The 26,212-nt window shown below is 35.1% G+C and carries 21 protein-coding genes and 1 pseudogene; 16 read left to right on the top strand and 6 right to left on the bottom strand.

What is annotated here, in order from left to right; all coding sequences use genetic code 11:
• The first annotated feature begins 90 nt into the window (after positions 1 to 90).
• A pseudogene (locus D1953_RS03875) lies at positions 91 to 674 on the top strand (DUF4878 domain-containing protein).
• A gap of 115 nt (positions 675 to 789) precedes the next feature.
• Here D1953_RS03875 and D1953_RS03870 read toward each other — a convergent pair.
• Complete coding sequence (locus D1953_RS03870) at positions 790 to 1,728, bottom strand: AEC family transporter (protein ID WP_119115853.1); 939 nt, start codon at positions 1,726 to 1,728, stop codon at positions 790 to 792.
• Between the two features lie 333 nt (positions 1,729 to 2,061).
• Here D1953_RS03870 and D1953_RS03865 point away from each other — a divergent pair, with 333 nt between their 5' ends.
• The 6 genes from D1953_RS03865 to helD all read left to right on the top strand — a co-directional run bounded on the left by D1953_RS03865 (position 2,062) and on the right by helD (position 8,573).
• Entirely contained in the window at positions 2,062 to 3,360 is a 1,299-nt protein-coding gene (locus D1953_RS03865) for an ATP-binding protein (protein WP_119115852.1), read from the top strand.
• Between the two features lie 68 nt (positions 3,361 to 3,428).
• Complete coding sequence (locus D1953_RS03860; protein WP_119115851.1) at positions 3,429 to 3,548, top strand: tyrosine-protein phosphatase; 120 nt, start codon at positions 3,429 to 3,431, stop codon at positions 3,546 to 3,548.
• Positions 3,549 to 3,872: 324 nt separating this feature from the next.
• Positions 3,873 to 4,307, top strand: coding sequence for an SRPBCC family protein (locus D1953_RS03855; protein WP_119115850.1), 435 nt, complete (start codon positions 3,873 to 3,875; stop codon positions 4,305 to 4,307).
• Positions 4,308 to 4,676 (top strand): ArsR/SmtB family transcription factor, encoded by a 369-nt coding sequence (locus D1953_RS03850; RefSeq protein ID WP_119115849.1) that lies wholly within the window; start codon positions 4,308 to 4,310, stop codon positions 4,674 to 4,676. It begins immediately after the preceding gene.
• 284 nt (positions 4,677 to 4,960) lie between these two features.
• The gene (locus D1953_RS03845; RefSeq protein WP_119115848.1) at positions 4,961 to 5,833 is read left to right on the top strand and encodes a DMT family transporter; all 873 of its coding nucleotides are present in this window, start codon (positions 4,961 to 4,963) and stop codon (positions 5,831 to 5,833) included.
• Positions 5,834 to 6,317: 484 nt separating this feature from the next.
• Complete coding sequence (gene helD, locus D1953_RS03840) at positions 6,318 to 8,573, top strand: RNA polymerase recycling motor HelD (protein ID WP_119115847.1); 2,256 nt, start codon at positions 6,318 to 6,320, stop codon at positions 8,571 to 8,573.
• A gap of 202 nt (positions 8,574 to 8,775) precedes the next feature.
• Here helD and D1953_RS03835 read toward each other — a convergent pair whose 3' ends face one another.
• Positions 8,776 to 8,973 carry a hypothetical protein gene (locus tag D1953_RS03835; RefSeq protein WP_119115846.1) on the bottom strand — a complete coding sequence of 66 codons (198 nt, stop codon included), beginning with the start codon at positions 8,971 to 8,973 and terminating at the stop codon, positions 8,776 to 8,778.
• A gap of 237 nt (positions 8,974 to 9,210) precedes the next feature.
• Here D1953_RS03835 and D1953_RS03830 point away from each other — a divergent pair, with 237 nt between their 5' ends.
• Together D1953_RS03830 and cspC are read left to right on the top strand one after the other, a co-directional pair.
• Positions 9,211 to 10,656: a DEAD/DEAH box helicase gene (locus tag D1953_RS03830; RefSeq protein WP_119115845.1), complete on the top strand. Its 1,446-nt coding sequence runs from the start codon at positions 9,211 to 9,213 to the stop codon at positions 10,654 to 10,656.
• A gap of 336 nt (positions 10,657 to 10,992) precedes the next feature.
• Positions 10,993 to 11,193 (top strand): cold shock protein CspC, encoded by a 201-nt coding sequence (gene cspC, locus D1953_RS03825; RefSeq protein ID WP_010331195.1) that lies wholly within the window; start codon positions 10,993 to 10,995, stop codon positions 11,191 to 11,193.
• Positions 11,194 to 11,569: 376 nt separating this feature from the next.
• Here the strand turns inward: cspC and D1953_RS21905 are convergent, their stop codons facing one another.
• Together D1953_RS21905 and D1953_RS03815 are read right to left on the bottom strand one after the other, a co-directional pair.
• Entirely contained in the window at positions 11,570 to 12,031 is a 462-nt protein-coding gene (locus tag D1953_RS21905) for a CBO0543 family protein (protein ID WP_281271521.1), read from the bottom strand.
• Positions 11,958 to 13,103 carry a DUF2515 family protein gene (locus D1953_RS03815; RefSeq protein ID WP_119115844.1) on the bottom strand — a complete coding sequence of 382 codons (1,146 nt, stop codon included), beginning with the start codon at positions 13,101 to 13,103 and terminating at the stop codon, positions 11,958 to 11,960. The genes D1953_RS21905 and D1953_RS03815 overlap by 74 nt, the downstream gene beginning before the upstream one ends.
• 198 nt (positions 13,104 to 13,301) lie before the next feature.
• On the opposite strand from D1953_RS03815, the gene D1953_RS03810 reads away from it, so the two are divergent.
• Positions 13,302 to 13,946 carry an NUDIX hydrolase gene (locus tag D1953_RS03810; protein ID WP_182480490.1) on the top strand — a complete coding sequence of 215 codons (645 nt, stop codon included), beginning with the start codon at positions 13,302 to 13,304 and terminating at the stop codon, positions 13,944 to 13,946.
• A gap of 4 nt (positions 13,947 to 13,950) precedes the next feature.
• Here D1953_RS03810 and D1953_RS03805 read toward each other — a convergent pair whose 3' ends face one another.
• Entirely contained in the window at positions 13,951 to 14,784 is an 834-nt protein-coding gene (locus D1953_RS03805) for an MBL fold metallo-hydrolase (protein ID WP_182480489.1), read from the bottom strand.
• A gap of 253 nt (positions 14,785 to 15,037) precedes the next feature.
• On the opposite strand from D1953_RS03805, the gene D1953_RS03800 reads away from it, so the two are divergent.
• The 3 genes from D1953_RS03800 (at position 15,038) to D1953_RS03790 (ending at position 20,328) form a co-directional block, all read left to right on the top strand.
• Positions 15,038 to 17,218 (top strand): malate synthase G, encoded by a 2,181-nt coding sequence (locus tag D1953_RS03800; RefSeq protein WP_119115841.1) that lies wholly within the window; start codon positions 15,038 to 15,040, stop codon positions 17,216 to 17,218.
• Between the two features lie 129 nt (positions 17,219 to 17,347).
• Complete coding sequence (locus tag D1953_RS03795) at positions 17,348 to 18,124, top strand: IclR family transcriptional regulator (protein WP_119115840.1); 777 nt, start codon at positions 17,348 to 17,350, stop codon at positions 18,122 to 18,124.
• A gap of 461 nt (positions 18,125 to 18,585) precedes the next feature.
• Positions 18,586 to 20,328: an adenine deaminase C-terminal domain-containing protein gene (locus D1953_RS03790; protein WP_119115839.1), complete on the top strand. Its 1,743-nt coding sequence runs from the start codon at positions 18,586 to 18,588 to the stop codon at positions 20,326 to 20,328.
• Positions 20,329 to 20,435: 107 nt separating this feature from the next.
• Here the strand turns inward: D1953_RS03790 and D1953_RS03785 are convergent, their stop codons facing one another.
• The gene (locus D1953_RS03785) at positions 20,436 to 22,286 is read right to left on the bottom strand and encodes a sigma 54-interacting transcriptional regulator (RefSeq protein WP_119115838.1); all 1,851 of its coding nucleotides are present in this window, start codon (positions 22,284 to 22,286) and stop codon (positions 20,436 to 20,438) included.
• A gap of 823 nt (positions 22,287 to 23,109) precedes the next feature.
• Between D1953_RS03785 and D1953_RS03780 the strand changes: the two genes are divergently transcribed.
• From D1953_RS03780 to D1953_RS03770, 3 genes are read left to right on the top strand one after another with little or no spacing between them, the layout of a single operon-like run.
• A complete protein-coding gene (locus tag D1953_RS03780; RefSeq protein ID WP_119115837.1) occupies positions 23,110 to 23,646 on the top strand; it encodes a TRAP transporter small permease in 537 nt (178 codons plus the stop codon).
• Between the two features lie 49 nt (positions 23,647 to 23,695).
• The gene (locus D1953_RS03775) at positions 23,696 to 24,973 is read left to right on the top strand and encodes a TRAP transporter large permease (RefSeq protein WP_119115836.1); all 1,278 of its coding nucleotides are present in this window, start codon (positions 23,696 to 23,698) and stop codon (positions 24,971 to 24,973) included.
• A gap of 56 nt (positions 24,974 to 25,029) precedes the next feature.
• Positions 25,030 to 26,085, top strand: a complete 1,056-nt coding sequence (locus D1953_RS03770) for a TRAP transporter substrate-binding protein (RefSeq protein WP_119115835.1) — start codon at positions 25,030 to 25,032, stop codon at positions 26,083 to 26,085.
• Positions 26,086 to 26,212 lie beyond the last annotated feature (127 nt).

The following is a 26,212-nucleotide window of genomic DNA, read 5'->3' as shown; positions in this document are numbered from 1 at the left end:
CAATAATTTTAAGTGATTAATAAATTCATATATCAATAGGAGGGAAACTATATCTTGAAGAAATTGAGCAAGAAACTATTATCTGGAATTATGGTTGCAGGATTGCTCGTTAGCATACTGGCGGATGCGGGTCACCGAAACCAACCGATACGGTTAATGATTTTATGACGTCTATCCAAGAGGGAGATTTTGAAAAAGCAAGTACATTTGTCGATACAAAAGCAACAGAGGATTTCGACTTTAAAAACTTAAATGAAGGAAAAGCTGAGGGAATGGACGTTGACAAGCTTTTTAAATCATTAAGTAAAACATACAAATTTGAAAAGCCAGTTGAAGTGTCAAAAGAAGGGGATACTGCAAAAGTTAAAGTGGCAGTAACGTCTGTGGATTTCGCAGTTGCAGTAACTTCAACAATTAGCGAAGTCATGCCAATGGCCTTCGGGATGGCGTTCAGTGAAGATACGGAAGAGGCTGATAAAGCAATGGATAAAATGATGGAGACCACTCTTGTTAAACACTTGACTGCTAAAGATGCTTCTATGGCAACTCGTGAGGTTACATTGAACTTGAAGAAGGACAAAGAAGGCGAGTATAAAATTGTTTCCGATGAAAATCTGATGGAAGCAGTAATGGCAAACGCAGGAACAATTGATGAGATGTTTGGTCAAGAATAGTAGGTATAAGAAACAGCTGAAGTTGGTACTAATCGTACCGATTTCAGCTGTTTCTTGTTTAGCGTTGTTAGAGGATGTTTTTGATTTTTAGCGAAAATGTGTTTTACATAATATTTTATGAGTTAATTAGATTTACAATAATATAAAGAAACGGGATCGTGATGATACATAATAATGTAGTTAATAACACGCCTAATGATGCAAAATGAGTGTCCGCTCCATATTTTTGTGAATACAGAGAAATTGTAGGGGCAGATGGCATTCCTGAAACTAGAACGGCAATAACAAGTAAGGGAAACGGTACATATACAGCAGCAAAAGGAAGTAATAGTAAGGGGATGAAGAGAAGTTTAGTCAATGCCATTTTCCACAAGTAGCTGTTTTTCATCAATAAAAAAAAGTCGTTATATTTTATGTTTGCTAGTAAACTTCCTATCATCATCATCGAAAGAGGAATGGTCATTTTACCCACACTTTCTAGACCTTTAGATACCATATTAGGCCAACTTACGGGGAGTAAAAAAATGATTAGTCCTATTAATGTGGAAAGAAACCCCGGATTTAAAAAAGTGTTTTTCCAGCTAAGTGTTTCCTTGCTTTTATTAAAAAGATATATTCCATACGTCCAGACGAGAATTAAATAACATAAATTAAACATTGTTAAATAAACAATTCCTTGTTCACCTAAAAGAATAAAGCATACAGCATAACCGATAAATCCTTGGTTGCCAAAAATAATCAGACCTTCGTACACACTGTTCTGTTTCTCGGGAAGTCGGGAGCGTCTCTTCATCCACATAGCTAAAAAAATAGATATTCCGAGTATATAAACAGACATTGAGATAAGCCACAAGAATTCTTTTATTATAGTAACTGAAAATGGAATATCTAATGAAAATAAAATGAGAGCGGGCAAAGTAATATATAGAATTAGTTGTGTTAGTACATCATTAGTGTTTTCATTGAGGATTCCGGTTTTTCTTACGATAAATCCTAATATAGCAATGCTATAAAGGACTAACATTTCTTGCACAAATTCCCCTGTTGAATACATGATGATTGCCCCCTTTGTGTATTATATGGGCTACATACCTAGATGGTTATTAAATGTCTGTATTTCATAAATGGTTTCCTTGGTTTTAAACATCTATTATATAGAATACAGCCGAATATTTGAATAGTCCTTATTCAACCTGTCCGTTAGTGAAACAAGATAGGGCGCTTCTTTAATGGTAGCTCCCTAATTTTTTATAGAATTATCAACGTTTAAGTTTAACAGAGCCTTGTTTCGAATGAAAATCCAGTATTTTATTTGAAATATTGTAATAATAAGGGATTTATATATGGTAAAATATTATTAATAATTTTTATACTAGGAGCATTACAAATGTATGCGATTCTTATCAATGTCTTATTTCTCTTAGTTGTGTTACTTATCACACAACACATTCTAGAAATTTACACAAAAAAACTAACAAGGAAATTAATAAAAATCTATTCGTTTCTTGCAGGTTTGATATCCATCTTTTTTTGCATGACCTTTCCATTTTCTGTAAACGAAGGATTTATCGTTGATATTCGCATAGTTCCTTTTATTGTGGCGAGCTTGTATGGGGGGCCTTTAGTAAGTGTTGGATTATATGTGTTTATAGTTCTGTATCGATTTGTTATAGGTGTAGACCTTGGTTTTTGGGGTACTATTTTGAATTATAGTGTCATACCGCTGCTTACTTTTATTTGTTTTAAAAGATTTATAAAATCGGAAATCACTCATAAATTACTAATTTCTTCAAGTGTTATTATTCCCCATTTATCATTGGGTTACTTTATTTATAGTAATATATTTGTTTCACATACGCCAATACATATAACTTTACTAGGAAATCTTATTAAAGTTATATGTATTATACTTTTTGTTTTGACTCTCGAAAGAATAAGGATGAATTACCAAATTCGAAATAAAATAGTAGATATTGAAAAGATGGAAATTCTGAGTCATTTAAGTGCATCCATATCACATGAGGTTAGAAATGGTTTAACTGGTGCGAAAGGGTTCATGCAGCTTTTGAAGGAGAATGAAAGCGATTTCCAAAAGCAAAAATATATTGGAATTGCATTGGGTGAATTAGAAAGGTCGGAATTTATTATTCGCGATTTTCTTACTTTCGCTAAGCCTGCTCCTGAAAAAATAGAAAAAATAAACATGGAACATTTTTTGAATTATATAATTGAATTAGTTAGTCCTATTTCCAATATGAACTCTATAAAAGTTAAAAAGAGCCTCTCTCCTTTTTGGGTTATAGGCGATAGAAGAATTATCCAGCAGGCATTTTTAAATATTTTTAAAAATGCTATTGAGGCTATGCCTAATGGTGGGCAATTGGGAATATCCGTGAAATCTCATAAAGATATGTATGAGATTTCTATTGAAGATACAGGAGTCGGAATGGATAGTGAACAAATTGAGAGATTAGGAAAACCGTACTTTACTACAAGAGGTCAAAAGGGAACAGGACTTGGAATGATGGTTGCTTATCGTGTAATTGAGGAGTTAAATGGGAAAATCAAAGTAACTAGTCAAATAGGAAAAGGTACAACATTTACTATATATTTACCAAGCTCATTTCATAATAGCGAAAACGTTATAATTGATCCGAGTGTTCGTAATGTGGAACATAATAAATAATAGGATTTCTTTAACAAGAAGGCGCGATTCTTTAATAAGAATCGCTTTTTCTATATGAATAAGTGTAAGTGAGTGTATTAGTTAAAAATGTACCAGCACTTATTCATTATACAGGAGGAAAGGATTGCACAGGATATATAGTAGCTATTATTCAATTGCTTGTTGGAGTATCTTATGAAAGGACTTAGTCGATTGTTGGATAAAATGAGCTAACAATCGTAGTACCAACAATATCGTTTAACATAGCCATAAAAAGCAAGCAGATCTACACAAATGTATTTCAGTAGAATGACTCCAGCAATCCTAGCGGGAGTCATTTGTTTGCCGGTGATAATTTTTAATTTTTTACAACAACCTTTTCCGCTTTATTGTAGTTTCCTGGTGGGTTTTTTAAAGGAGCCTCCGTTTTTTGAAGATAAACATTTCTTTGACACGAAACCATTGGGTGTTATATTATAAAAAAATACAAAACCATATGGTGTTGTATTTTAAATTAAATAAGGAGAATGATTATGGAAACAAATAATCAAAAGACAGTACCAGATATTAAGCAAACGGTTATTTTTGAAGCATCTATTCAAAAAGTATGGGATACAGTATCTACTTCGGAAGGTATTGCATCATGGTTTATGCCAAATGATTTTGAGTTGAAAGTAGGGCATGAATTTCATGTGCAGTCACCTTTTGGGCCATCTCCATGCAAAGTATTAGAAATTGACGCACCTTATCGACTTTCTTTTTCATGGGATACAGATGGTTGGATTGTATCGTTTATTTTAAAAGAGATGGGTGATAAGACGGAGTTTACTCTGATTCATACTGGATGGAAACATTCTGATACGATTCTTCCGAAAGCCAATGAGGAAAGTGCTGTTATTCGTGACAGAATGAATCAAGGTTGGGTAGGAATTGTGAATGAAAGACTTAAAAAGGTTGTTGAGGGCTAAATGTCTTCATCAGCAGAAAAATACGATGTATTTCAAGCTATTGCCGACCCAACTCGTAGAGAAGTACTAAAATTACTCACTCAAAAAGAGTTATCTATTTCAAATATAACATCTTATTTTCCTATGAGTCGTACAGCCGTTGCAAAACATCTTCATATTCTTTCGGAAGCAAAATTAGTTAGTGGTCGAAAGGTCGGTAGAGAAAAACTTTATCGACTGCAACCAGAATCCTTAGAAGAATTAAAACAGTGGCTTTCATTTTTCGAACAGTTTTGGAATAATAAGTTGTCAATCCTCAAACATGTGGTTGAAAATGACGAACAGGCTGGATTACAAGTCATTGAAACTGAATGTGATGAACAAAAATGACAATTCTGACCACTCCCATGGCTAAAGCTTTCTTTTTGCAAAATCTGTAAATATAGTCTATCAAATTTTTGAATCGTACGAGTGGTCGAATAATTGAACCGTTTTATATCGAATTCAACAAAATTATTATATGATAAAGTAAACGTTTTGAAGGTGAGCTGAAAGCGGATGATGTGGTTATCGCTATTTGAAAATGATGTACCTGTAGTTATTCTCCCTTAACGGTAGAATGACTACATCTCCGTTAAGGACAAGAATTGTCTAGAGAAAACGGAGGGTACAAAATGAAAAATACTTTATTAGGTTCTTTATATTTATCACTCGCTGCTAGTATTTGGGGCGGGATGTATGTTGTAGTAAAGGTTGTGGTAGATGTTGTACCGCCACTTGAATTAGTATGGTTTCGCTATGTTATTGCGATTTTTGCATTGCTCATTATTGGGGTTGTAACAAAACAATCGTGGCGTATTGGAAAACGAGACTGGCTATTACTGTTCATGATTGGGCTTATTGGGAATACAGTTTCTATCGTAACCCAAGAAGTCGGTACGATGCTTTCTACCGCGCAAATGGGTGCCATTATTACTTCAACGACACCTGCATTTATGGTGTTATTTGCCCGTATTATTTTAAAAGAAAAAATCACGTTTAAAAAAGCAATTTCTATTATTCTAGCAACAATCGGTGTCTGTATGATTGTTGGAAATACCAATATTGATTCATCTCATCAACTTGGCGGTGTGTCACTGCTTATTGCAGCACTAACATGGTCACTTATGTCTGTTCTTATTAAACGTGTACCGGAGCAATATTCACAAATTGTCGTAACGAGCTATGCTATTCTTGTAGCAATTGCCTTACTAACGCCTTTTACAATTAATCGATTAACTGAACTGGATTTTCAAGCTATGATGCATCCATCTATTTGGGCCGGTCTTTTATACTTAGGAGTTATTTCGACGGCATGCGGCTTTTTACTGTGGAATCGCGGGCTGCAAATGCTTAACGCTTCGAGTGGCGGATTATTTTTCTTTTTCCAACCTATAGTCGGTACTTTTTTAGGATGGCTATTACTAGGTGAACAAATTGGCTTGTCTTTTTGGATAGGTACTCTATTAATCTTTATAGGTGTACTATTAGTCATTCGAGAAGAATAAGCATCATGAAAAAAGCTGATGAGTGTTATTTGCCCATCAGCTTTTTATATGTAACTAGTTATTCTGCCCTTTTGTTGAATAAATTTTAAAACGCTTTATTAGTATTAATCGTTAACAAATATGTTAATGTTGGTTTAAAATAAAATTTAACTGTTTATGAAAAAGTTGCACTGTTTTCATCCCTTTAGATTGGATGATCCAAAGGGGTATTTTTATTTCCCAAAAAATAAACATCTGAAATTGTGAGTAGCAGTGTCATAACCCAAAGAAATTAGGTCACTTTTAAATATAAAATAAATAAGCAGTAAGGTGTAGTCACGTGTGTAAACAGAGGATGGAGAAGAAAAAATAGAACGTAAAAGCCCATTCTAATGAGAGGTGTTTTTCATTGTAATAAGAAGATATTTTTGATAATATTAATGTCCATTTCACCGCTGTAGACGATTGTCAAGAACCTTATTTCGAAGAAGGAGAGGAGAACGAAATGACATCGAAACAGCACCCGGACAGGAAAAGTGAGCAAGAAAGATTAGAATTTACAAAGCGTTATATGGATGTGGTCATTAAGACCGCTGAGACGAGCAAGGATCAATTTAAGAAAATTATGCAGGAAACGTTTGGAGATGAAGACTGGAAGGAGTCAGGGAGATATGCCGAATTACTGACGACGGCCAATTTCTTCGACATGTCGCAAGCGGAGCTGGAAAGCCTTAAAAAAGCACAAAGCAAGCCGTATTTTGCTAGAGTGGATTTCACTCGGGATGAAAACGGAATAAAGGAAATTCTTTACTTTGGTAAAACTTCCTTGTATCAGCGTGAAAATCAGGAGCAAATTATTGTTGACTGGCGTTCGCCGATTGCCAACCTGTATTACGAGGGTAGAATCGGGTCGGTAACATACGAAGCAGAAGGGGAAAAATTCTCAGGTGATATTACGCTGAAACGACAGTTAATGATTGAGGATGGAAATTTAGATGAAATCCGTGACATTGATTTGACAACAACGGATGAGCTGTTGCAAGATTCGTTAGCGAAGAGCTCTAGTAATCGTTTGACTGAAATTGTTTCCACGATTCAGGAAGAGCAAAATAAAATCATCCGGGCCGACTTGAATAAACCGATTATTGTCCAGGGAGCGGCGGGGAGCGGAAAGACGACGATTGCTCTCCATAGAATTTCTTATTTCATCTATTATTATAAAGATTTATTTGATCCAAGACAGCTGATGATTTTGGCGCCAAGTCGACTGTTTATAGATTACATATCAGAGGCGCTGCCGGAGTTAGGGGTAGAAGAAGCGAAACAATTTACCTTTACGGAATATGTACAGAGTGCGATTGAATGTGAGTTGAACATCATTCCTGATAAGAAACTTATTGATTTGCTTGAAAAGAAAGATGATGAGACAGCAGAGTCAATCTGGGTTTCAGGGATTAAGGGATCTTCCCAATTTAAAGAAATCCTCGACCAATATGTGAAAGAAATCATCACTCGATTCTTTCCAAAGGAAGATTTCTACTGTGACAAATACCGACTTTATTCGGCTAAAAAGTTCAAGAAGTTGTTGGGGGAAGAATATTGGTATTTACCGATTTATACACGAGTTGATAAGTTAAAACAGATTTTGCAAAGTCAAGTAAAATCGAAGAAAAAAACTATGCTCGACCGAGTGACTAGTTTTTATGATACGAAGATTCAAAAGGCCTTAACTAGAAATATTAAACCGAATCTTCGACGAGAGTACGTCACGAAATTCTTGGATAAAAAAGCGGAACGAACGGAAGAAATCAAGAAAGCGATTCGCACATCTGTTAAAGCTTATTTTAAACCATTTGAACGAAAACATATTCTTGAATACTATCAGGAGCTTTTTACCGATTCAGAGATGCTGGTTACATATAGTGATGGGACACTCTCCATTAAGGAAGCGGAACGACTTTGCCGATATCAAATGAAATTTTTCAGAGAAAATCAATATGAGCTGGAGGACTTAGGTGCTCTACTATACCTCTATTCGCATCTGTTCGGAGTCGATAAAGAGAAGCGGGCCAAGAATATTGTCATCGATGAAGCACAAGATTACAGCTTCATGCAGCTGCAAGCGTTAAAAACGTCATCTGACACGGATATGTTCACACTAGTCGGCGATCTGGCGCAAGGGATTTACTCGTATCGCGGATTAGAAGAGTGGGAGGAAGTTCATCACAGTATTTTTCCGCGTGCTACCTATACTGAGCTTAAGAAAAGTTATCGAACGACAGTTGAAATCATGAATGAAGCCAATAAACTATTGGAACTATTACCTTATAACTTTCCTCAAGTAGAGCCAGTCGTTCGTCACGGTGAGAAACCTATTTTTATTAAAAAAGTGAATCAATCCTGGGGAAAGGAGTTGCTTGATCGAGTTCAAACTATGAAACAAGAAGGACTACGTACATTTTCTGTCATTGCTAAAACGATGGAAGATTGCTGTGAAGCCTACAAAGTGTTGAGTGAAATAGACGAATCAGTTTGCTTACTCGAAGAACAAGCATTCATACCAAAGGATCAACTAGTTATTTTGCCATCGTATCTAGCAAAAGGACTTGAATTCGATGGCGTTTTTGCAATTTCTCTGAACGAATCCTATACAATCGAAAGCGAATTGGACATTAAATTACTGTACGTCGTCATGACAAGGCCGCTTCATCGCCTTTTTTTTATTGGGAATTCTGAAGAGGATTTTTTAATCAGGAACTAAAGCGAAAGACTGAAACCATATTGGGGGGGGTTCAGTCTTTATTTATATCCGAAATGAACAACATTTTTGGTAAATTGGATATGTTCAGTAGAGATTGTGGAGGTTTTTACTTAAACGAAGAATCAGAATAATTTAAATAGAAATAGAAACGGAATTTTTAATCTATTGTGAAATATGAGAAACGATACTTCCTGCGCTTATATTACTGTTTTGCTTTCCATTCTAAAAAAGCATCGACTGATTCATCTAATAATTTTTCCCGATTTGGGTCTTCATTGACATCTGTATCCACTTCTATTGCTTGTTTAAGTATGCCATACGTATCATCTTCTTTATTTAATCGATTAACTTGATTTTTATATGGAACTGTATTATGGCGAGTATTTTTTTGATTTGGCATATAATCTCCTTCTGTAACAGATATTTTATAATTAGTATGAACAATTAATCCAAAATCAAATCCAATACTACGTTTAGTAAAAAAGATTATTTAATCCGGAAATTTGATGTAATAAAAATAAAAGCCGATTTGTTTGGTATTTCAAGTATAATGAACTATATTCGGAGTTTACATATAATATTTCTTTGAGAGAATTCTATATATAAGTCGGATAATACAAAAAAATGAGGTTAATACATGAGGAAAAGAAATTTTGAGGATTATAATTTAAGCGATGAAATAAAAAGAGCACTTGCTGTGTTAAAATACGAAATTCCCACAGAGGTTCAGAGTAACGTAATACCATTAGCAATGGAAAAAAAAGATCTTGTAGTAAAATCTCAAACAGGCAGTGGCAAGACTGCATCCTTCGGTATACCTATTTGCGAAATGATTGAATGGGAAGAAAAAAAGCCACAGGCAATTATTCTTACACCAACTAGGGAGCTTGCTGTCCAAGTTCGAGAAGATATAACGAACATTGGAAGATTTAAACGAATTAAAGCCATGGCCGTTTATGGAAAAGAACCTTTTGCGAAACAAAAAGAAGAATTGAAACAAAAAAATCATGTAGTTGTCGGGACACCTGGGCGTGTTATCGACCATATTGAAAGAGGAACTCTAGTTTTAGATCAAGTAAAGTATCTTATAATAGATGAAGCTGATGAAATGCTTAATATGGGTTTTATCGACGAAGTAGAAGCAATTATAAATGAAATTCCTTTAAATAGAGCAACAATGGTGTTTTCCGCCACGTTACCTAGAGATGTTGAAAGTCTTTGCCATAAATATATGAAAAGTCCTATTAATATTGAAATTGCTGCCACTGGGATAACAACGGATACAATTGAACATCTTTTACTCGAAGTTAAAGAAGAAGAAAAAATTTCACTTCTTAAAGACGTTACAGTCGTTGAGAATCCAGATAGCTGTATTATTTTTTGCAGAACCAAGGAACATGTAGATACAGTATTTACCGAATTGGAAGCATCGAATTATTCTTGTGAAAGACTTCATGGAGGGTTAGAACAAGAAGTACGGTTTGCGGTTATGGATGGTTTCAAAATGGGGAATTTTCGTTATCTTGTAGCCACTGATGTAGCCGCGAGAGGCATTGATATTGATAAGGTGACACTTGTCATCAATTATGATGTCCCCATGGAAAAAGAGAGCTATGTCCACCGAACAGGAAGAACTGGTCGCGCAGGCAATAAAGGAAAAGCGATTACGTTTGCGACACCTTATGAAGGAAAATTCCTTAAAGCAATTGAAAAATACATTGGTTTTGAAATACCTACAATAGAAGCTCCTACAAATGAGGAAGTTGCTAGAGAAAGAGCCGCTTTTGAAGAAAAAGTAAGCGGCCGCCGAGTCGTTAAAAATAATAAAACTGCTCGAATAAATAAAGATATTCTAAAACTGCATTTTAATGGAGGGAAAAACAAGAAGATCCGAGCTGTAGATTTTGTTGGAACGATTGCAAAAATTCCTGGAGTAACAGCAGATGATATTGGCATTATAACAATCCAGGATAATTTGTCATATGTTGATATTCTTAATGGAAAGGGCTCTCTAGTCTTACAAGCCATGGAAAATACAACAATCAAAGGAAAGAAGCTGAAAGTTAGCAAGGCTATCAAGTAATTAAATCCTCAATATGGATAATTATACGAAACTGTCCTTTAAAGCTATATTAAATCGTGCAGAAAAATTCGACATTGGAGACTAATCAAGAGTGGAGCGAAATGAGTTATCAATTAAATTAAGGAAGTGAAATTAAACACCAAATCACTTCCTCATATTATCAATTGAATCCAATCGATAATATAATTTGCATTCCTTTCCAAACTCTGTTATGATAAAAAAGAATTATTTTTGTTCGGTGTAAAGGATAGTATAAGTTTGACTTTTCGTCTTGATGATCACTTTGGGCAAGAATAGTAATATACTGTGTGTTTAACACACTAGGAGGCAACAAAAATGGAACAAGGTACAGTTAAATGGTTTAATGCAGAAAAAGGTTTCGGATTTATCGAGCGTGAAAATGGAGACGACGTATTCGTACACTTCTCTGCTATCCAAAGTGAAGGTTTCAAATCATTAGACGAAGGTCAAAAAGTAACTTTTGACGTTGAGCAAGGTGCTCGTGGAGCTCAAGCTGCTAACGTTCAAAAAGCTTAATAGCAACAATAACTAAACATCTATACAAACAGATTCTTTAATTAGAGTCTGTTTTTTAATTTTCTTTAAATAACTCGCAAGCAGAATCATTCGTTTAAATACATCATATATCAGTAAAATTCAGATGCTCGTTTAAAAAAATATAGAAAACCCTACTCAATATAAGAGTAGGGCGCATGGTACAAGTGAAGAAAAAAGTTTAAAACTTAAAAGGTTGTTCTAAGTATAGCATAGTAAGTTAAGAACCCCTAATTAAATATTTTTATTTTTCTTACTCGTTTAATTCATCAAACAGAAAATAGTTAAAATATTTGGGTTTTTGCTTCGTATGTTTCATCGTTTTAACCATATTAAAATAACGAAAATGTTATGAAGATTAATCTCTAATTCGTTTAACCCAACGATAAAAAACATAAATGAATGTTAGATACAGTGCATAACCAATAAATGAATAGATATGCTTCCATGAATCGTTGTGAATGAAAAGTCCCCATGTTTCTGCTTGCTTTTCGCCAATAGATATAAATAGGCTTAAGAGGAGAATGAGCGCTGCTTTTTTCCAGACGTTTACTTTCTGACACACACATATATATAAGCCAACGAACAGTGGGAGCCCAATCAATGTAAAGAAAATATTGATTGAAAAAATCTCAGGCAAGGGCCTTTTAGGAAAGTGGTATATACCTTTTCCAACAAAATAAAGATCAAGGTACGTTCCAATGAGTGAAGCGAGAAGTAGGGTAGGAATCACAACTGATATATGTTTAGTTCCGGAGAAAAATCGCTTTTTTAGCGATCGTTGTGAGCTCGATTCTTTCAAGTGTTTGGCAATATTCATCTTCAATCTCTCCATTTATTGTTTCTTCTGAATTAATTAAGTAATAAACAACTTGCCAATCTTCATACCATTCCTTGATTTCAGCCTCCTCATGTACGCAATCTTTCCATACGAATTCTAATTTAGGACTATAGAAGCGTAGGGAGCCTGGAAGCAGCTGGCATGACTTGAGCCTTCGTTTCAACAATCTTCCTGGAACCCCTTCATCGATATCATGAAAAATATGAGGCCAATAATCTTTTCTAGAACCTAAATGAGGGGTCAGATATGCCCATTGCTCGATTTTATTTAACCGTTTTGAATCTGCAAACAAAATAGAATATAGTCGTTTTCCTAATAAAATTCGTCGGTGTAAGCTTTCAAAATGATGTAAGGTCTCACCAATTAGCTTTACTTTGTCATTTTCTAAATAAGGAAAAAGAATTTGATTCATTGATAATAAATCTTGTAGTTTAAATTCTAAAGTGTTAAAAATGCTCTTTTTAAAAACAGGGTTGTCTATCACTCTTAATTCTAAATAGCTTTGCTCATTAATGATTAAGGCAATTGTTAGTGTATATGAATCATAATCTTCTAAAAAATGATTCCAAATTATTTCCATGAACAGCGACACATGAAAATGAGGCAAAAGATAAAAAAGATTTTTTTCTCTTTTGATGCTCTCTTCATAAAGTAAAAATTGGGGAAATACATCTTGAAAAATCAGCCAATTCCCTCGCTCTAAAAATGTGAAAAAGGACTGATATTCTTTTTTTGTTAGTAATCGAGGAAGAAGCCCGCCCTTTAAATCGGTCATATTCCAGCCGCCATTTCGCGACACCATATGTCCTAGAAAAGCCCAATGCACTTCGGGATGGCACTGATAAAAGTCAAGATAGGCTTTCGTTCTTGTTATATTATTTTGATTCGATTTGTTTGTTTTAAATTTGATTTGTTCGATTAATGTTCTTTCTTCGGAAGAGAGTTCTGTTTTTATAGAAGGCTGTTGACTTCTTACTTTTAAGTCTTGTTTGATTGTGGCAAGAGGTTCAAGGAGTGTTATTTTTTTTTGACTTATAAGTTTAGACCAGATAACCGTAGCCTCCTTTTATCTATGAAGAACCTATGCTTATTTTATTAAAGGAATGAAATGTTCATGATGAGAAGTTTATGTGTCAATATTTAGACAAAAGGGTGATTCTCTGTATTTAAAGAAGGAGCAGGAAGGGAAACGCCGCTCAAAAGTTGAATATTGTTATGTGGTAAATTATAGAAAATGGGGTGGGCCGTTATGACTGTAATTCCAAGACCTGCATCAACCGTTGTTTTAATCGATCATATGTCTAGGGTTTATTTAACGAAGCGACCAGCGACGATGAAGTTTCTAGCCGGCTTTTATGTGTTTCCAGGCGGAGCGTTAGAAGAAGGAGATTATGTCGTAGATCCTGCATACATAACTCACTCGATATCGAATGAGCCATTTAATTCTGCTCATTATATCGCTGCAGTACGAGAGATATTCGAAGAAGTCGGGGTTTTATTTGGCAGTCAAGGCGACGGATTTCCTATTCAATTTCAAAAAGAAACGGAACAGGAATATCGTCGTCTCCTTGTGAATCGTGACATTTCATTTGCACAATTATTAGAGCAAGAAAACATTCGCCTTCATCTTGATTGTCTGCGATATTTTGGACACCGAATTACTCCAAAAGAAAGCGCTTATCGCTTCGATACTCGATTTTTTCTAGCGGAATTACCTGAGGGACAAATCCCGAAGCCTGATTTAAACGAAATTGACAAAGCTTTTTGGATTGCTCCAGAGGAAGCTTTATTGTCCTATCAAAATGGAAATATGCTTCTTGCTCCTCCAACGGTTACTGCACTTCAAACAGTTATCAATTATCAAAAAGGAGGAGCACTGCTCATGCCTAGGTAAGAAATCAAGAGTGAATAGAGTACCATGAATCGTGTAGTGAAACTTTGCCTTCCTTCATCAACTTGATTAGATGGGCCTCTGTCGTTTTTTTTGCAACCTCAAAAACACTTGGATGAATATTCTTTTCATAAATCATTTCTGTCAAACTTGTAGAGGTTAATTGCTGATGTTTTAAAAGTAGAGATTGAATTTGGTTTTCTCGGTATAATCTACGGTTTAATACAAATTCAATTTGTTTATAGGGATGTTCGACCCATTCACCATGTCCTGGTCCAATTTTTGCTAAATCCAAGTGCTGTAAACGTTCTAAAGTATGAATATAATCACTCATATCTCCTTCTGGGGGACCAATCCAGGTTGTTCCTTCAAATAAAATATTGTCCCCGGCAAGGAGAATTTGTTTAGAAGGTATATAAAGGTTTAACATGCCTGGAGTGTGTCCTGGACTATGAATAATCATTATTTCTAGGTCAGCTATATGTATGACATCACCATCGTTTAGCATCGATACTGTATGCACTGGAAAAATCGCTTTCAAGATGGCTTGTTTTTCTTTTGGGTGGCAATAAATCACAGGAGACCAATCCATTAATTGACGAACCCCCGGTGCATGATCCCGGTGAGAATGTGTAAGAATAATAGATTTTGGTATGGCTAAATCATTTTCCTTAAGCGCTTTGTTTAACTCCTCTTTCGTTATCTCCTGATCGTATCCCGCATCAACTAATATACTTTCTTGCTTATTCCCAATTAAATAACAATTTGTTGTTGTATTTGGCCATAGAGTTGGCGTGGAAATTGGAATACGTACGATTTTGATTGGATTATGTAATGGCATGAATTTCATCCTTTCGGCAATGTGATACTTTTAAACGAATGATAAACTAAATATATTCTTCATGAATCGTCAAAATCCTTCAATAAGTGAGGGGACGTTTACAATTTTATGAAATAAAAAATATATTTTGGAAAATTTATTGAATATTCCCATAGTAGTATGTTATATTTTCAACATGAATAAAAAACAGCGTTTCGTAATAACAAACGCTGAATTATCTTAATTTTTTATTAATAGTTTGGAGGAAAGAAACATGACTCAATATGTAAAGGTTGGTAGTTTACAAGTAGCAAATGAATTGTATAATTTTGTGAATCAAGAAGCTTTACCAGAAAGTGGTTTAACAACGGAGCAATTTTGGGCAGGTTTCGAAAGGATCATTACAGATTTAACACCTGAAAACAAAGAGCTATTAGCTATCCGCGACGAGCTTCAAAATAAAATTAATACTTGGCATTTAGAACATAAAGAGTTTAATAGTGAAGAATACAAAGCATTTTTACAAAGCATTGGTTATTTAGAAGAGGAAGTAGCCGATTTTCAAATCGGTTCAGAAAATGTAGATGACGAGATTGCGATTCAAGGCGGACCTCAATTAGTTGTACCTGTTAATAATGGTCGCTATGCGATTAATGCAGCGAACGCTCGCTGGGGGAGCTTATATGACGCACTTTATGGAACAGATGCTATTAGCGAAGAGGATGGGGCCGAGGTTACACCTCGTTATAACCCAGTTCGTGGTCAAAAGGTTATTGACTTTGCACGCAATTTCCTAGATCAAGCTGCTCCGTTACAAAATGGCTCTCATAAAGAGGCAGCACAATACAAAATTGAGGCAGGACAACTAATTGTTACATTAAACAATGGTCAAACAACTACTTTGGCCGAAAGTGAAAAATTAATTGGTTACCAAGGAAATGAAGCAGAGCCTTCAGCCGTGTTACTAAAAAATAATAGAATGCATTTTGAAATCCAAATCGACCGCAATCATCCAATTGGTAAAGATGATGCAGCTGGTGTAAAAGATATTTTACTAGAAGCTGCAACAACAACAATTATGGACTGTGAAGACTCCGTTGCTGCTGTTGATGCGGAAGATAAAACGCTAGTATACCGCAATTGGTTAGGATTAATGAAAGGTGATTTGTCAGCGACTTTCGCTAAAGGAAATAAAGAGATGACAAGAACGATGAATCCTGACCGTACGTACACATCGGTAAATGGAGGAGAAATTTCGTTAAATGGTCGCTCTCTATTATTTGTTCGTAATGTAGGGCATTTAATGACGAATTCAGCCATTTTAGATGCGGATGGAAATGAAGTGTATGAAGGGATTATGGATGGCGTAATTACAAGTTTAATTGCGAAGCATACGCTTTTAGGAAATGGAAAATATAGAAATACAGCGAAGGGCTCTATTTATATCGTTAAGCCGAAAATGCACGGTTCTCGAGAAGCAGCATTTGCGAATACGTTATTTAACCGAATTGAAGATATGCTTGGGTTAGAACGCCACACATTAAAAATTGGGGTTATGGATGAAGAGCGCCGTACATCATTGAACTTGAAAAACAGCATTTATGCAGTAAAAGATCGTATTGCCTTCATTAATACAGGATTCCTAGATCGTACGGGTGATGAAATGCACACATCTATGGAAGCAGGCGTCATGATTCGCAAAAATGATATGAAAGCAACAACATGGCTGCAAAGCTATGAAAAATCTAATGTAAACATTGGTTTAAATACTGGCTTACAAGGTCGTGCCCAAATCGGGAAAGGAATGTGGGCAATGCCAGATTTAATGGCTGAAATGATTAAGCAAAAAATCGGTCATTTAAAAGCTGGGGCCAATACTGCTTGGGTTCCATCACCAACAGGAGCGACATTACATGCGCTTCATTATCATCAAGTAGATGTAACAGAAGTTCAAAATGAATTAAAGAATCAAACAAGTGATTTAAAAGATGATATTTTAACGCTTCCATTAGCAGAAAATCCACAATGGAGCCCTGAAGAAATTCAAGCGGAATTAGATAACAATGCACAAGGTATTCTTGGCTATGTAGTACGTTGGGTAGAACAAGGTGTAGGTTGTTCAAAAGTGCCGGATATCAACAATATTGGTTTAATGGAAGATCGTGCTACACTTCGAATTTCTAGTCAACACGTGGCAAACTGGCTTCACCATGGTATTGTAACAAAAGAACAAGTAGAGGAAACTTTACAACGTATGGCAAAGCTCGTTGACGAACAAAATGCGGGAGATGCTGCATATCGTCCAATGAGTCCTGATTATGAAAATTCAGTAGCTTTCCAAGCAGCAAGTGATTTAATTTTCTTAGGCTATGATCAACCAAATGGATATACAGAGCCAATTTTACATCGTCGTCGTTTAGAAGCAAAAGCTAAATTTGCAGTAAAACAATCCTAATACATTAGGAACGGCTGAGTTGAAAGCTTGTTACATACAAACTTTTGACTCAGCTATTTTCAGTAGATTTACAGTTTTAGAGGAATCCTTTATCATAATAAAATACAGCAGTGGAGGTGAACAAAATATATGAATAGAGACAATATGGTCAAGTCTGTTAGTAGAGCCCTGGATATTATTGCTATACTAGGCACGAAGCAGCAAGGTCTAGGTGTGACTGAAATTGCTAATCAAATGGACATTAATAAAAGTTCCGTTTATAGAATTTTATCTACCCTTGTTCAATACGGGTATGTGGAACAAAATCAAGAAACGGATCGCTATAAATTAGGCTATAAATTTTTAGAAATAAGCTCTAAATTGCTAGAGTCTATTGATTTACGTACAGAAGCTAGACCTTTTTTAAAAGAGCTTGAGGAAGAAACAACAGAAGTCATTCACTTGGTTGTGTATGATCAAGGTGAAGTTGTATATATTGAGAAGTTAGAAGGTAACCAGTTATTACGAATGCATTCTAAAGTAGGAAAACGAGCACCGATGCATTGTACATCGGTTGGTAAAGCAATATTAGCTCATCTGCCAATACAAGTTGTTTTGAATATTTTGGATCAAAAAGGCATGCCGGTACATACGGATAAAACAATTACGAATCAAGAAGAGTTTTTACAAGAATTAAGCAAGGTGAAAGAGGTAGGATATGCTCTTGATTTAGAAGAAAATGAATCGGGGATTACTTGTATCGCTGTGCCTATTTTTGATCATTTAGGGAATGCTATTGCTGCTATAAGTATTTCAGGACCGACAATCAGAATGACGGATGAACGATTAGAAAAATTGAGCCAACGGATGATTCAAATCGGAGAGAAAATATCGGCACGGCTTGGATATGAAACTAGAATGAGTTGAAAAAGAGTGTGGTAGCAAGCAGTCCCCCCACTAAATATTTATAGTACTGAATGAAGGGGAGGGCATAACCCTGTTCAGACAATGTATGTCCATCAATTATAAGGAAGAGGCTCAAGTACCTAATGTATATTAGGTGCTTTTTTGATTGAACCTAAGCTTTTTAGAATAGTTACCAAATCACCTTTGTATTCTATTTTGCCGAAATTACATCCCTATGTAAACCAAACGATCGCACAAACAAATGGTTAGATTAAGTGTCAATGGAAAAAGATATATACTAAAAGCTTAATACCGTCCGAATAAAGTGAGTTGGATATGTTTAGATATAGAAAATATACAATGGAGAGTTAAAAAGCAACAATGATTAACAATAATATAATTCTAATAAACTCTTATTATAGAAAAATATGTTAAAATGATAATTAAAATAACTTATTTTTCTAAAAGAGGGGGATTTTAGTGTGGCAGAGCAGAGATATAGATGGAAAAATAAACATTTACGTGAACATATTGAGGTATTAGATGGAAAGAGAGCTCCTAGTATTCTTTTAAAAAATGCTACTTATTTAAATCATCCATTGAGAAAATGGATTCAATCAAACATTTGGATTTATGATGATCGAATTATTTATGTAGGAGAAAGGCTTCCAGATGTGACAGAGGGCTGTGAAATTGTAGATTGCACAGATTATTTTTTAGTTCCCGGTTATATTGAGCCTCATTCGCATCCATTTCAATTATATAATCCTCAAACATATGCACGATATTCAGCGTATTGCGGAACGACAGCATTAATTAATGATAATCTTCAATTCTTTTTACATCTCGAGCAGAAGAAAGCGTTTACTTTGTTAGAGGAACTGAAAAATATCCCAGCTAGTATGTATTGGTGGTGTCGTTTTGATGGTCAAACGGAACTTAGAAATGAAGAAACAATCTTTACACATGATCAAGTGACAGCTTGGCTTGAACACGATGCTGTAGTCCAAGGTGGTGAACTGACAGCCTGGCCTAAATTGCTAGCTGGTCATGAAGATATGCTAAATTGGGTCCAAGAAGCAAAACGAATGAGAAAGAAAATTGAAGGCCACTTTCCGGGTGCATCAGAAAAAACGTTAGCTAAACTTATGTTACTAGGAGCGGATTGTGATCATGAAGCTATGACAGGTCAGGAAGTTCTTTCTCGTTTGATGCAAGGTTATACCGTTTCCTTGAGAAACTCTTCTATTCGACCTGATTTAGAAAATCTACTAAAGGACATTCATGAACTAGGTATTCATCAATACGATAACTTTATTTTCACGACTGATGGCTCGCACTCGTCTTTTTATGATGAAGGCTGTATTGATAAGATGATTAAAATAGCTCTTCAGCAAAATGTTCCGATTATTGATGCTTACAATATGGCTACCATAAATGTTGCGCAATATTACAATTTAGCTCATTTACACGGAAAAATTGCAACAGGCAGAATCGCTCATATTAATTTTCTTCAAAGTAAGACAAATCCTACACCTATTTCCGTTTTGGCCAAAGGTCAATGGGTTAAACGTGATGGAGTGGAGATAAAGGATTCTGCTGTCATCCAGTGGGCTGAAAATGGACTAGGCGCATTAGAGCTTAATTGGAACTTAACTAAATCTGATTTAGAATTCACTACAACACTCGGCCTACAATTAGTTAATGATGTTATTACCAAACCATTTTCTGTTACTCTAGAAGAGTTTAATGAAACTATTCCTTTTGAACGTGATGAATGCTTTTTCATGATGATTGATCGGAATGGAGAATGGAGAATCAATACGTTTGTGAAGGGTTTCGCAAATCAATTATGCGGATTTGCCAGTACGTATTCTGGAACAGGGGATATCATCCTAATTGGGAAACGAAAAGAAGATATTTTACTCGCCTTTCAGCGGATGAAAGAAATAGGCGGCGGAATTGTTATTGCTGAACAAGGAAAAATCATTTTTGAAATCCCGCTAGAGTTAAAGGGATATATGTCTACTAAGGAATTATCCGATTTAATAGAAGAAGAGAAGCAATTGAAGAAGTTGCTCCAAGAGCGTGGCTATCAATTTGGCGATCCAGTTTTTACATTATTATTCTTTTCAGCGACGCACCTTCCTTATATAAGAATTACGCCAATAGGAATTTATGATGTAATGAAGAAAGAAGTGTTACTGCCTCCGGTCACGCGATAAATCTTCTCTTGAAGGGCTGCTTAGGCAGCCCTTTTTTCGTGCGAAATGTTGATTTCGCACGAAGTTAGCTAACAATCCTTCAGATAACAGGGCTTTTTTATACGCATTCATTGTAAGAGCTCCATTTCAGATTCGAACTTATTTAATTTTTTGTAAAATTGTGACCGACTAATTCCTAATAGTTTAGCGGCAGCCGTTCGATTTCCGCCTGTTTGTTTTAATGCCATTTCAATAGTCTCTTTTTCTGTCTTATTTATGCTAAATCTGAAAAACTCAGGAGTTAATTTTTTTTGTGACTGCATCTGCATAGTAGGTTTGGGTACATTCAGCGAGGATTGGCTTTGAAGAGATTTTCTATCTTTTATATATTGAGAGAAATGCTCTGCATCAAGTGTATCACTATTTACACAATTGATTGCCCTTTCAATTGTATTTTCAAGCTCTCTTACATTTCCTGGCCAGTTATGCGAGGAAAGTAGATGGAGTGCATTCTTGCTTAGCGTAACTTCTCCTAAACCCATAAGATGACTAAATTTTTTTGTAATGGAAGTAGCAAGTAAAGGGATGTCTTCTTTTCGCTCTCGAAGGGGAGGTATGTTGATAACGATAACATTTAGTCGGTAATATAAATCCTCTCTAAATTCATGATTAGCCACCATTTGCTCTAAATTTTTATTGGTTGCTGCAACGATTCTAACATTCACTTTAATTGTTTCATTCCCTCCGACACGCTCCAATTCTCTTTCCTGAAGAACTCGAAGTAATTTTCCTTGCATGGATAAGGGCATATCGCCAATCTCATCTAAAAATAATGTACCATTATTAGCAATTTCAAACTTACCAGGTTTCCCGCCGCGCTTTGCTCCTGTAAATGCACCGTCTGCATAGCCGAAAAATTCGGATTCCCATAGCTCATGAGGTATGGCAGCACAGTTCACCTTCACAAATTTTCCAGAACGATTAGATGCAGCATGAATCCCCCGTGCAAATAACTCTTTTCCTGTTCCGCTTTCTCCTAATAACAGTACATTTGAGAAGCTAGAAGCTGATTGCCGAGCTAATCGTTTTATATTTTCCATTTGTTCATTTGTTGTTAAGATGTTTGCTAAATCAAAAGAAGTACTAGCAGTGAGAGGATATTCTTTGGGAGAAGAGGAAACTTCCTGTTCTAAATCATCTAATCTGTTAACAGCCTGTTTCCATTTGTTTAAGTCTTGATAGATAATTTTAGCCATAGCTCCAACGGGTTGGTTATTTTCATATATCTTCCTCTTTATAACAAGGCATCGATGTGTTCCAACTACCATTGCTTCTAGTTTTTCGCCTTGAAAATCGATAGAAAGAGCATCTTCTAGTTTTAATTCTGGAATAATATAAGATGAAAGTTGACCAAGCAGTTTGTTCCCTGGTTTTCGTAAAAATCCGCATGCTGCTTCGTTGATATTCTCAATTTTCCCTTTGTGATTGATGACAATATATCCGTCATAAGTAGTATCTAAAAAAGTTTGTAAAGTGTGTTTTAACTTTTTGGTCATTTTAAGTTTACTAGTTAATAATTCAGACTTAGAGCGATACGCTTTAATAATATTCGTCGTATCAAGAATACCGCTTACACAATTGTCTTTATTCACTACGATAGCATGTCCAACTTTATGCTTCGTTAATAACTGGCGAACATCGTATAAATAATCATTTTCTTTGACTGTAACAACTTGATGTTTTATAAAAGGAGCTATACTTTCATCCATAGATATGTCTTGTAAAAGTGCTTTAAAAAGAGCAGAGTGAGTCATGATCCCAATCAATTGGTTGTGTTGATTCACGACAGGAATAAGTTTTGTTTTGTTATGTTGAAATAGTACTACGGCATCACGTAATGTGCTCGTTAAGAACAATTTTGAAACATGTTGATTCATAAATTCTTTGACTGTTGGGTAAAAATAATGTTTTACAAACATGGAATCCCCCTTTGTTTATTGAATTTTATCAGTAACTGTATTCGCTAAAATATAATATATCCCTTTTATTTTTTGTCACATTTTTGAATAATCTCGGTTTTGTATATGTAAAAAATTTTTATATATGGAAAAACATTGACATAAACAAAAAGTGCATGCTAAAGTATCCTTATGATATGGTAAAAAAAGGGATTGTTAATGAAGTAATAAATACATTATTCAAATAGCAAAAGGTAACAATTCACTTAATCAATTAATTAGAGGCATTGCTTCTTTATCCTGTTTTGAAATTATAACAATTAGTCCAAATTGTAAGCGCTTAATAACTTGGAAATACTTTTATATTTACATACCTCAAACTACAATATGCATGTGTTTAAGTATCCTTTTTTTAGAGCTATGTCGATAAAAATAAAAGAGCCATATAACATAGCTTATACTAAGCTTTATGAAATTGTTCCCAGAACGACCACAAAATGATGTTTCCTCAGAAAAATAGACCTATTCATAACATGCATATAACTATCCAACTACCTACAATTTGTTAATTAAATAACTACGCACCCAGCGGCACACTATATTTGATAGGAAGAAAAAATTAGCCAAAAGTATCTGCATTATTTTTTTCTGTCTTTCATTTCACATGGATTTTTTTCGTCGTAAAGCTTCATTGAATACTGATAAAGGAGGTGAATTCGTTTATTTTAGAACTGATTACGGCTATGTATGATTTAAAAATAATCGATGAGAGAAAGGAAAGGTCATAACTGAAAGTATCAATACTTTATAGGTTTCAAACTAAGCAAAGAGGTGGTGGATAATAATGGAGAAGTTGAAAAAGCTTTTTGAAAGTATGGATAAAGTCACTTCTGGAATTTCAGCTTTTACTTTGTTTCTTATGATGGTATGGATTTTTGTGGATGTCATGTTAAGAACGTTTTTTCATAGACCTATTCAAGGGACTATTGAATTAACTGGAGAGTATTTAATGGTGCTGCTAGTCTATTTATCATTAAGCTATACTCATAAACAGGATGGTCATGTAAAAGTAACTTTTTTAGAGGATAAGTTTTCCAAACCAATCAAAAACATCACGAAATGTATAACAAATCTTTTTGCTGCTTGCTTATTCTTTTTCATTAGCATATTGAATTTTCAAGAAGGTCTAGAATACATCGAACAGAATATTCAATCTTCCGGCGTGTTAAGTTATCCGCTTGCACCGGCTCTATTTATCATATCGTTAGGGATGATGATGATAACATTAAGACTTTTACTAGAATGTATCTCGATTATTTTTCCGAATAAAGTAATATCTAGTAATTCTTTGGCTGATTCTGAAAAGAAAATTACTGGTTAAAGAAAGATGCATACATTAGTTTTATCTATTTAAAGGGGGGAGATAATCTATGTTAACACTAGGAATAGTACTCTTATTGCTGTTGCTATTATTTATAGGCATGCCTATTGGGTTTACTTTAATAGTTGTTGGTTCGTTAGGAATCTTTTTGGTTAGTGGATTTGATACATTTACTGGGATTCTTTCATCAACAGCCTATCGAAGTGTCAATAGTTTTACTTTAACAACGATCCCTTTGTTTATATTAATGGCGAACTTCATTTCCAAAAGTAATATTGCTAAAGATCTATATGACTGTATCCTAAAATGGATTGGTCATGTACCAGGCGGAGTAGGAGTATCCACCGTATTTGCCAGTGCAGGATTTGGGACGTTATCTGGTTCAAGTATCGCTGCCACTTCGATCATGTCAAAAATTTGTATCCCAGAGATGGTTAGGGCTAAATACAAGGATACTTTTGCTGCCGGTTTAGTTGCTTCATCTACGGGAACTTTAGCCGTCTTAATTCCACCTAGTGTTCCACTTATTCTTTATGCCGTGCAAACAGAAACATCAATAGGACACCTATTAATGGCTGGAATTTTACCAGGAATACTGCTTGCAGGACTTCTTTGCGCCTTCATCTTCATTACTTCTATAAAATTGAATACTAAAATTGAAAAATCCTCATGGAGTGAAAGATTTGCTTCGTTAAAAACAATTTGGCCGATGCTGATACTTGTAGTATTTGTTTTAGCCGTTATCTATCTAGGGATTGCAACTTCTACAGAGGCTGCGGCATTTGGAGCATTAGGAGCACTTTTAATCGGTTTACTTATAAAGCGATTAAATGTTAAATCTGTTATTGAATCACTTAAGGACGCTGTTCAGCAGACGGCTATGATTTTTACCATTGTGATTGGCGGATACATATTCGCATATTTCTTCACCTTAACCGGTACTGGACAAAGTATCATCTCAGCGATTTCTGAGAGCGGTTTATCCAAATGGACCATTTTGTTTTTAATTATTGTCTTCTACCTCATCCTTGGATTGTTTATGGATTTGATTGGCTCTATGATCTTGACCTTACCTCTCGTGTTTCCAATCATTCAAGCCTTAGGTTTTGATGAAATATGGTTTGGTGTAATTGTTGTACTGTTACTAGAAATTGGTCTTGTTACACCGCCTGTTGGAATTAATCTATTTATTACAAGTAAGCATTCCCAAGTCCCTGTTGACCGTGTATTTTATGGATCTATACCGTTTATCGGGATATTGCTATTAACGATATTACTCCTAGTTGTTTTCCCGCAAATTGCTCTTTACTTACCAACTAATATGTAGAGCTAATTTGATGGGGTTTATAAAAAAACTATAACTTTTGGGTGGAGGAAAATATTATGAAAGCCAAGCGTTTGTTTAGTCTTACAATTATAATTTCGATTCTTTCTCTAGTAATCGCTGGATGTAGTACAAGTTCTTCTAATAATTCGAAAGAAAATGAAACGATTACACTAAAGTTAGCTACGTATGTTCCAGTTACATCCCAAGTATATAAATATGTAACGGAACCTTGGATGAAGCGGGTAACAGAACTCACTGATGGTAAGGTGCAATTCGATGCATATCCTGGAGAACAGCTAGGAAAGGCTCAAGATATGCTGAAGTTAACAAGAGATGGAGTAACGGATATTGGTGTTTTTCCAGCTAATTATTTTCCAGATAACATGCCTTTAACTAATGCCTTGGCAGGCCTGCCGAACCTTAGTATGACTTCACATCAAGGAACAGTAGCTTATAACGAATTATTACAGCAAAATAAGGAACTATTAGAAACAGATTTTTCAAAAAATGGGCTCGTTCCTATTTTAGGACATGTATCACCCACTTATGAAATTTGGACCACAAAAAAAGAAGTAAGAGTACCAGCAGATTTAAAAGGGGTAAAAACTAGAACATTAGGTGGCGTCGCTAATGAAGTGTACGAATATATGGGTGCTGTCCCTGTAACGGTTTCTCATACAGAGACATATGAGGCTCTTGAAAAAGGTGTCATAGATGGAGCAGGTTATTCTAGTGTTGGTGTGGAAGCTTCTGGAACGGCAGATCTTCTTAAATATGCGACTTTTCCACACATAGGGACGGCTATTCATGGGTTAGTCGTTAATGAAAAGGTTTGGAATGGACTTCCTGAAGATGTACAAAAGGCAATGAAGGAAGCAGGACAAGAGTTAGTAGAACAGTCTGGAGAAAAGTATGATCAAGATACAGAGGCCTTCAATAAGGAGTTCAGCAAAACGGGTACTATCGTAGAATTAACCGATGAAGAAAAAGGAAAGTGGGAAAAGGTTACTAAAGAATTCACAGAAAAATGGTTAAGAGAACAGGGATCTAAAGATTTTCCGTATGAGGAAGTGCTAAACCAGTATAAAGAGAGCTTGGAAAAATATAAATAAAGAATAAGAATGCCAGACACCAATCTAATAGTTAAGTTAAATTAATTTGAAGTTAATTTTGGGTCTTGTTTAAAAGCAAGGCCTTTTTAATATTTTGGTTTTCAAAAAATATAAGAATTAAGGTGAG

It is taken from the genome of Peribacillus asahii, assembly GCF_003570725.1.
GTDB classification, from domain to species: domain Bacteria; phylum Bacillota; class Bacilli; order Bacillales; family DSM-1321; genus Peribacillus; species Peribacillus asahii.
Note: the sequence above shows the minus strand (reverse complement) of the source record. Positions and strands in the feature narration are given on the sequence as shown.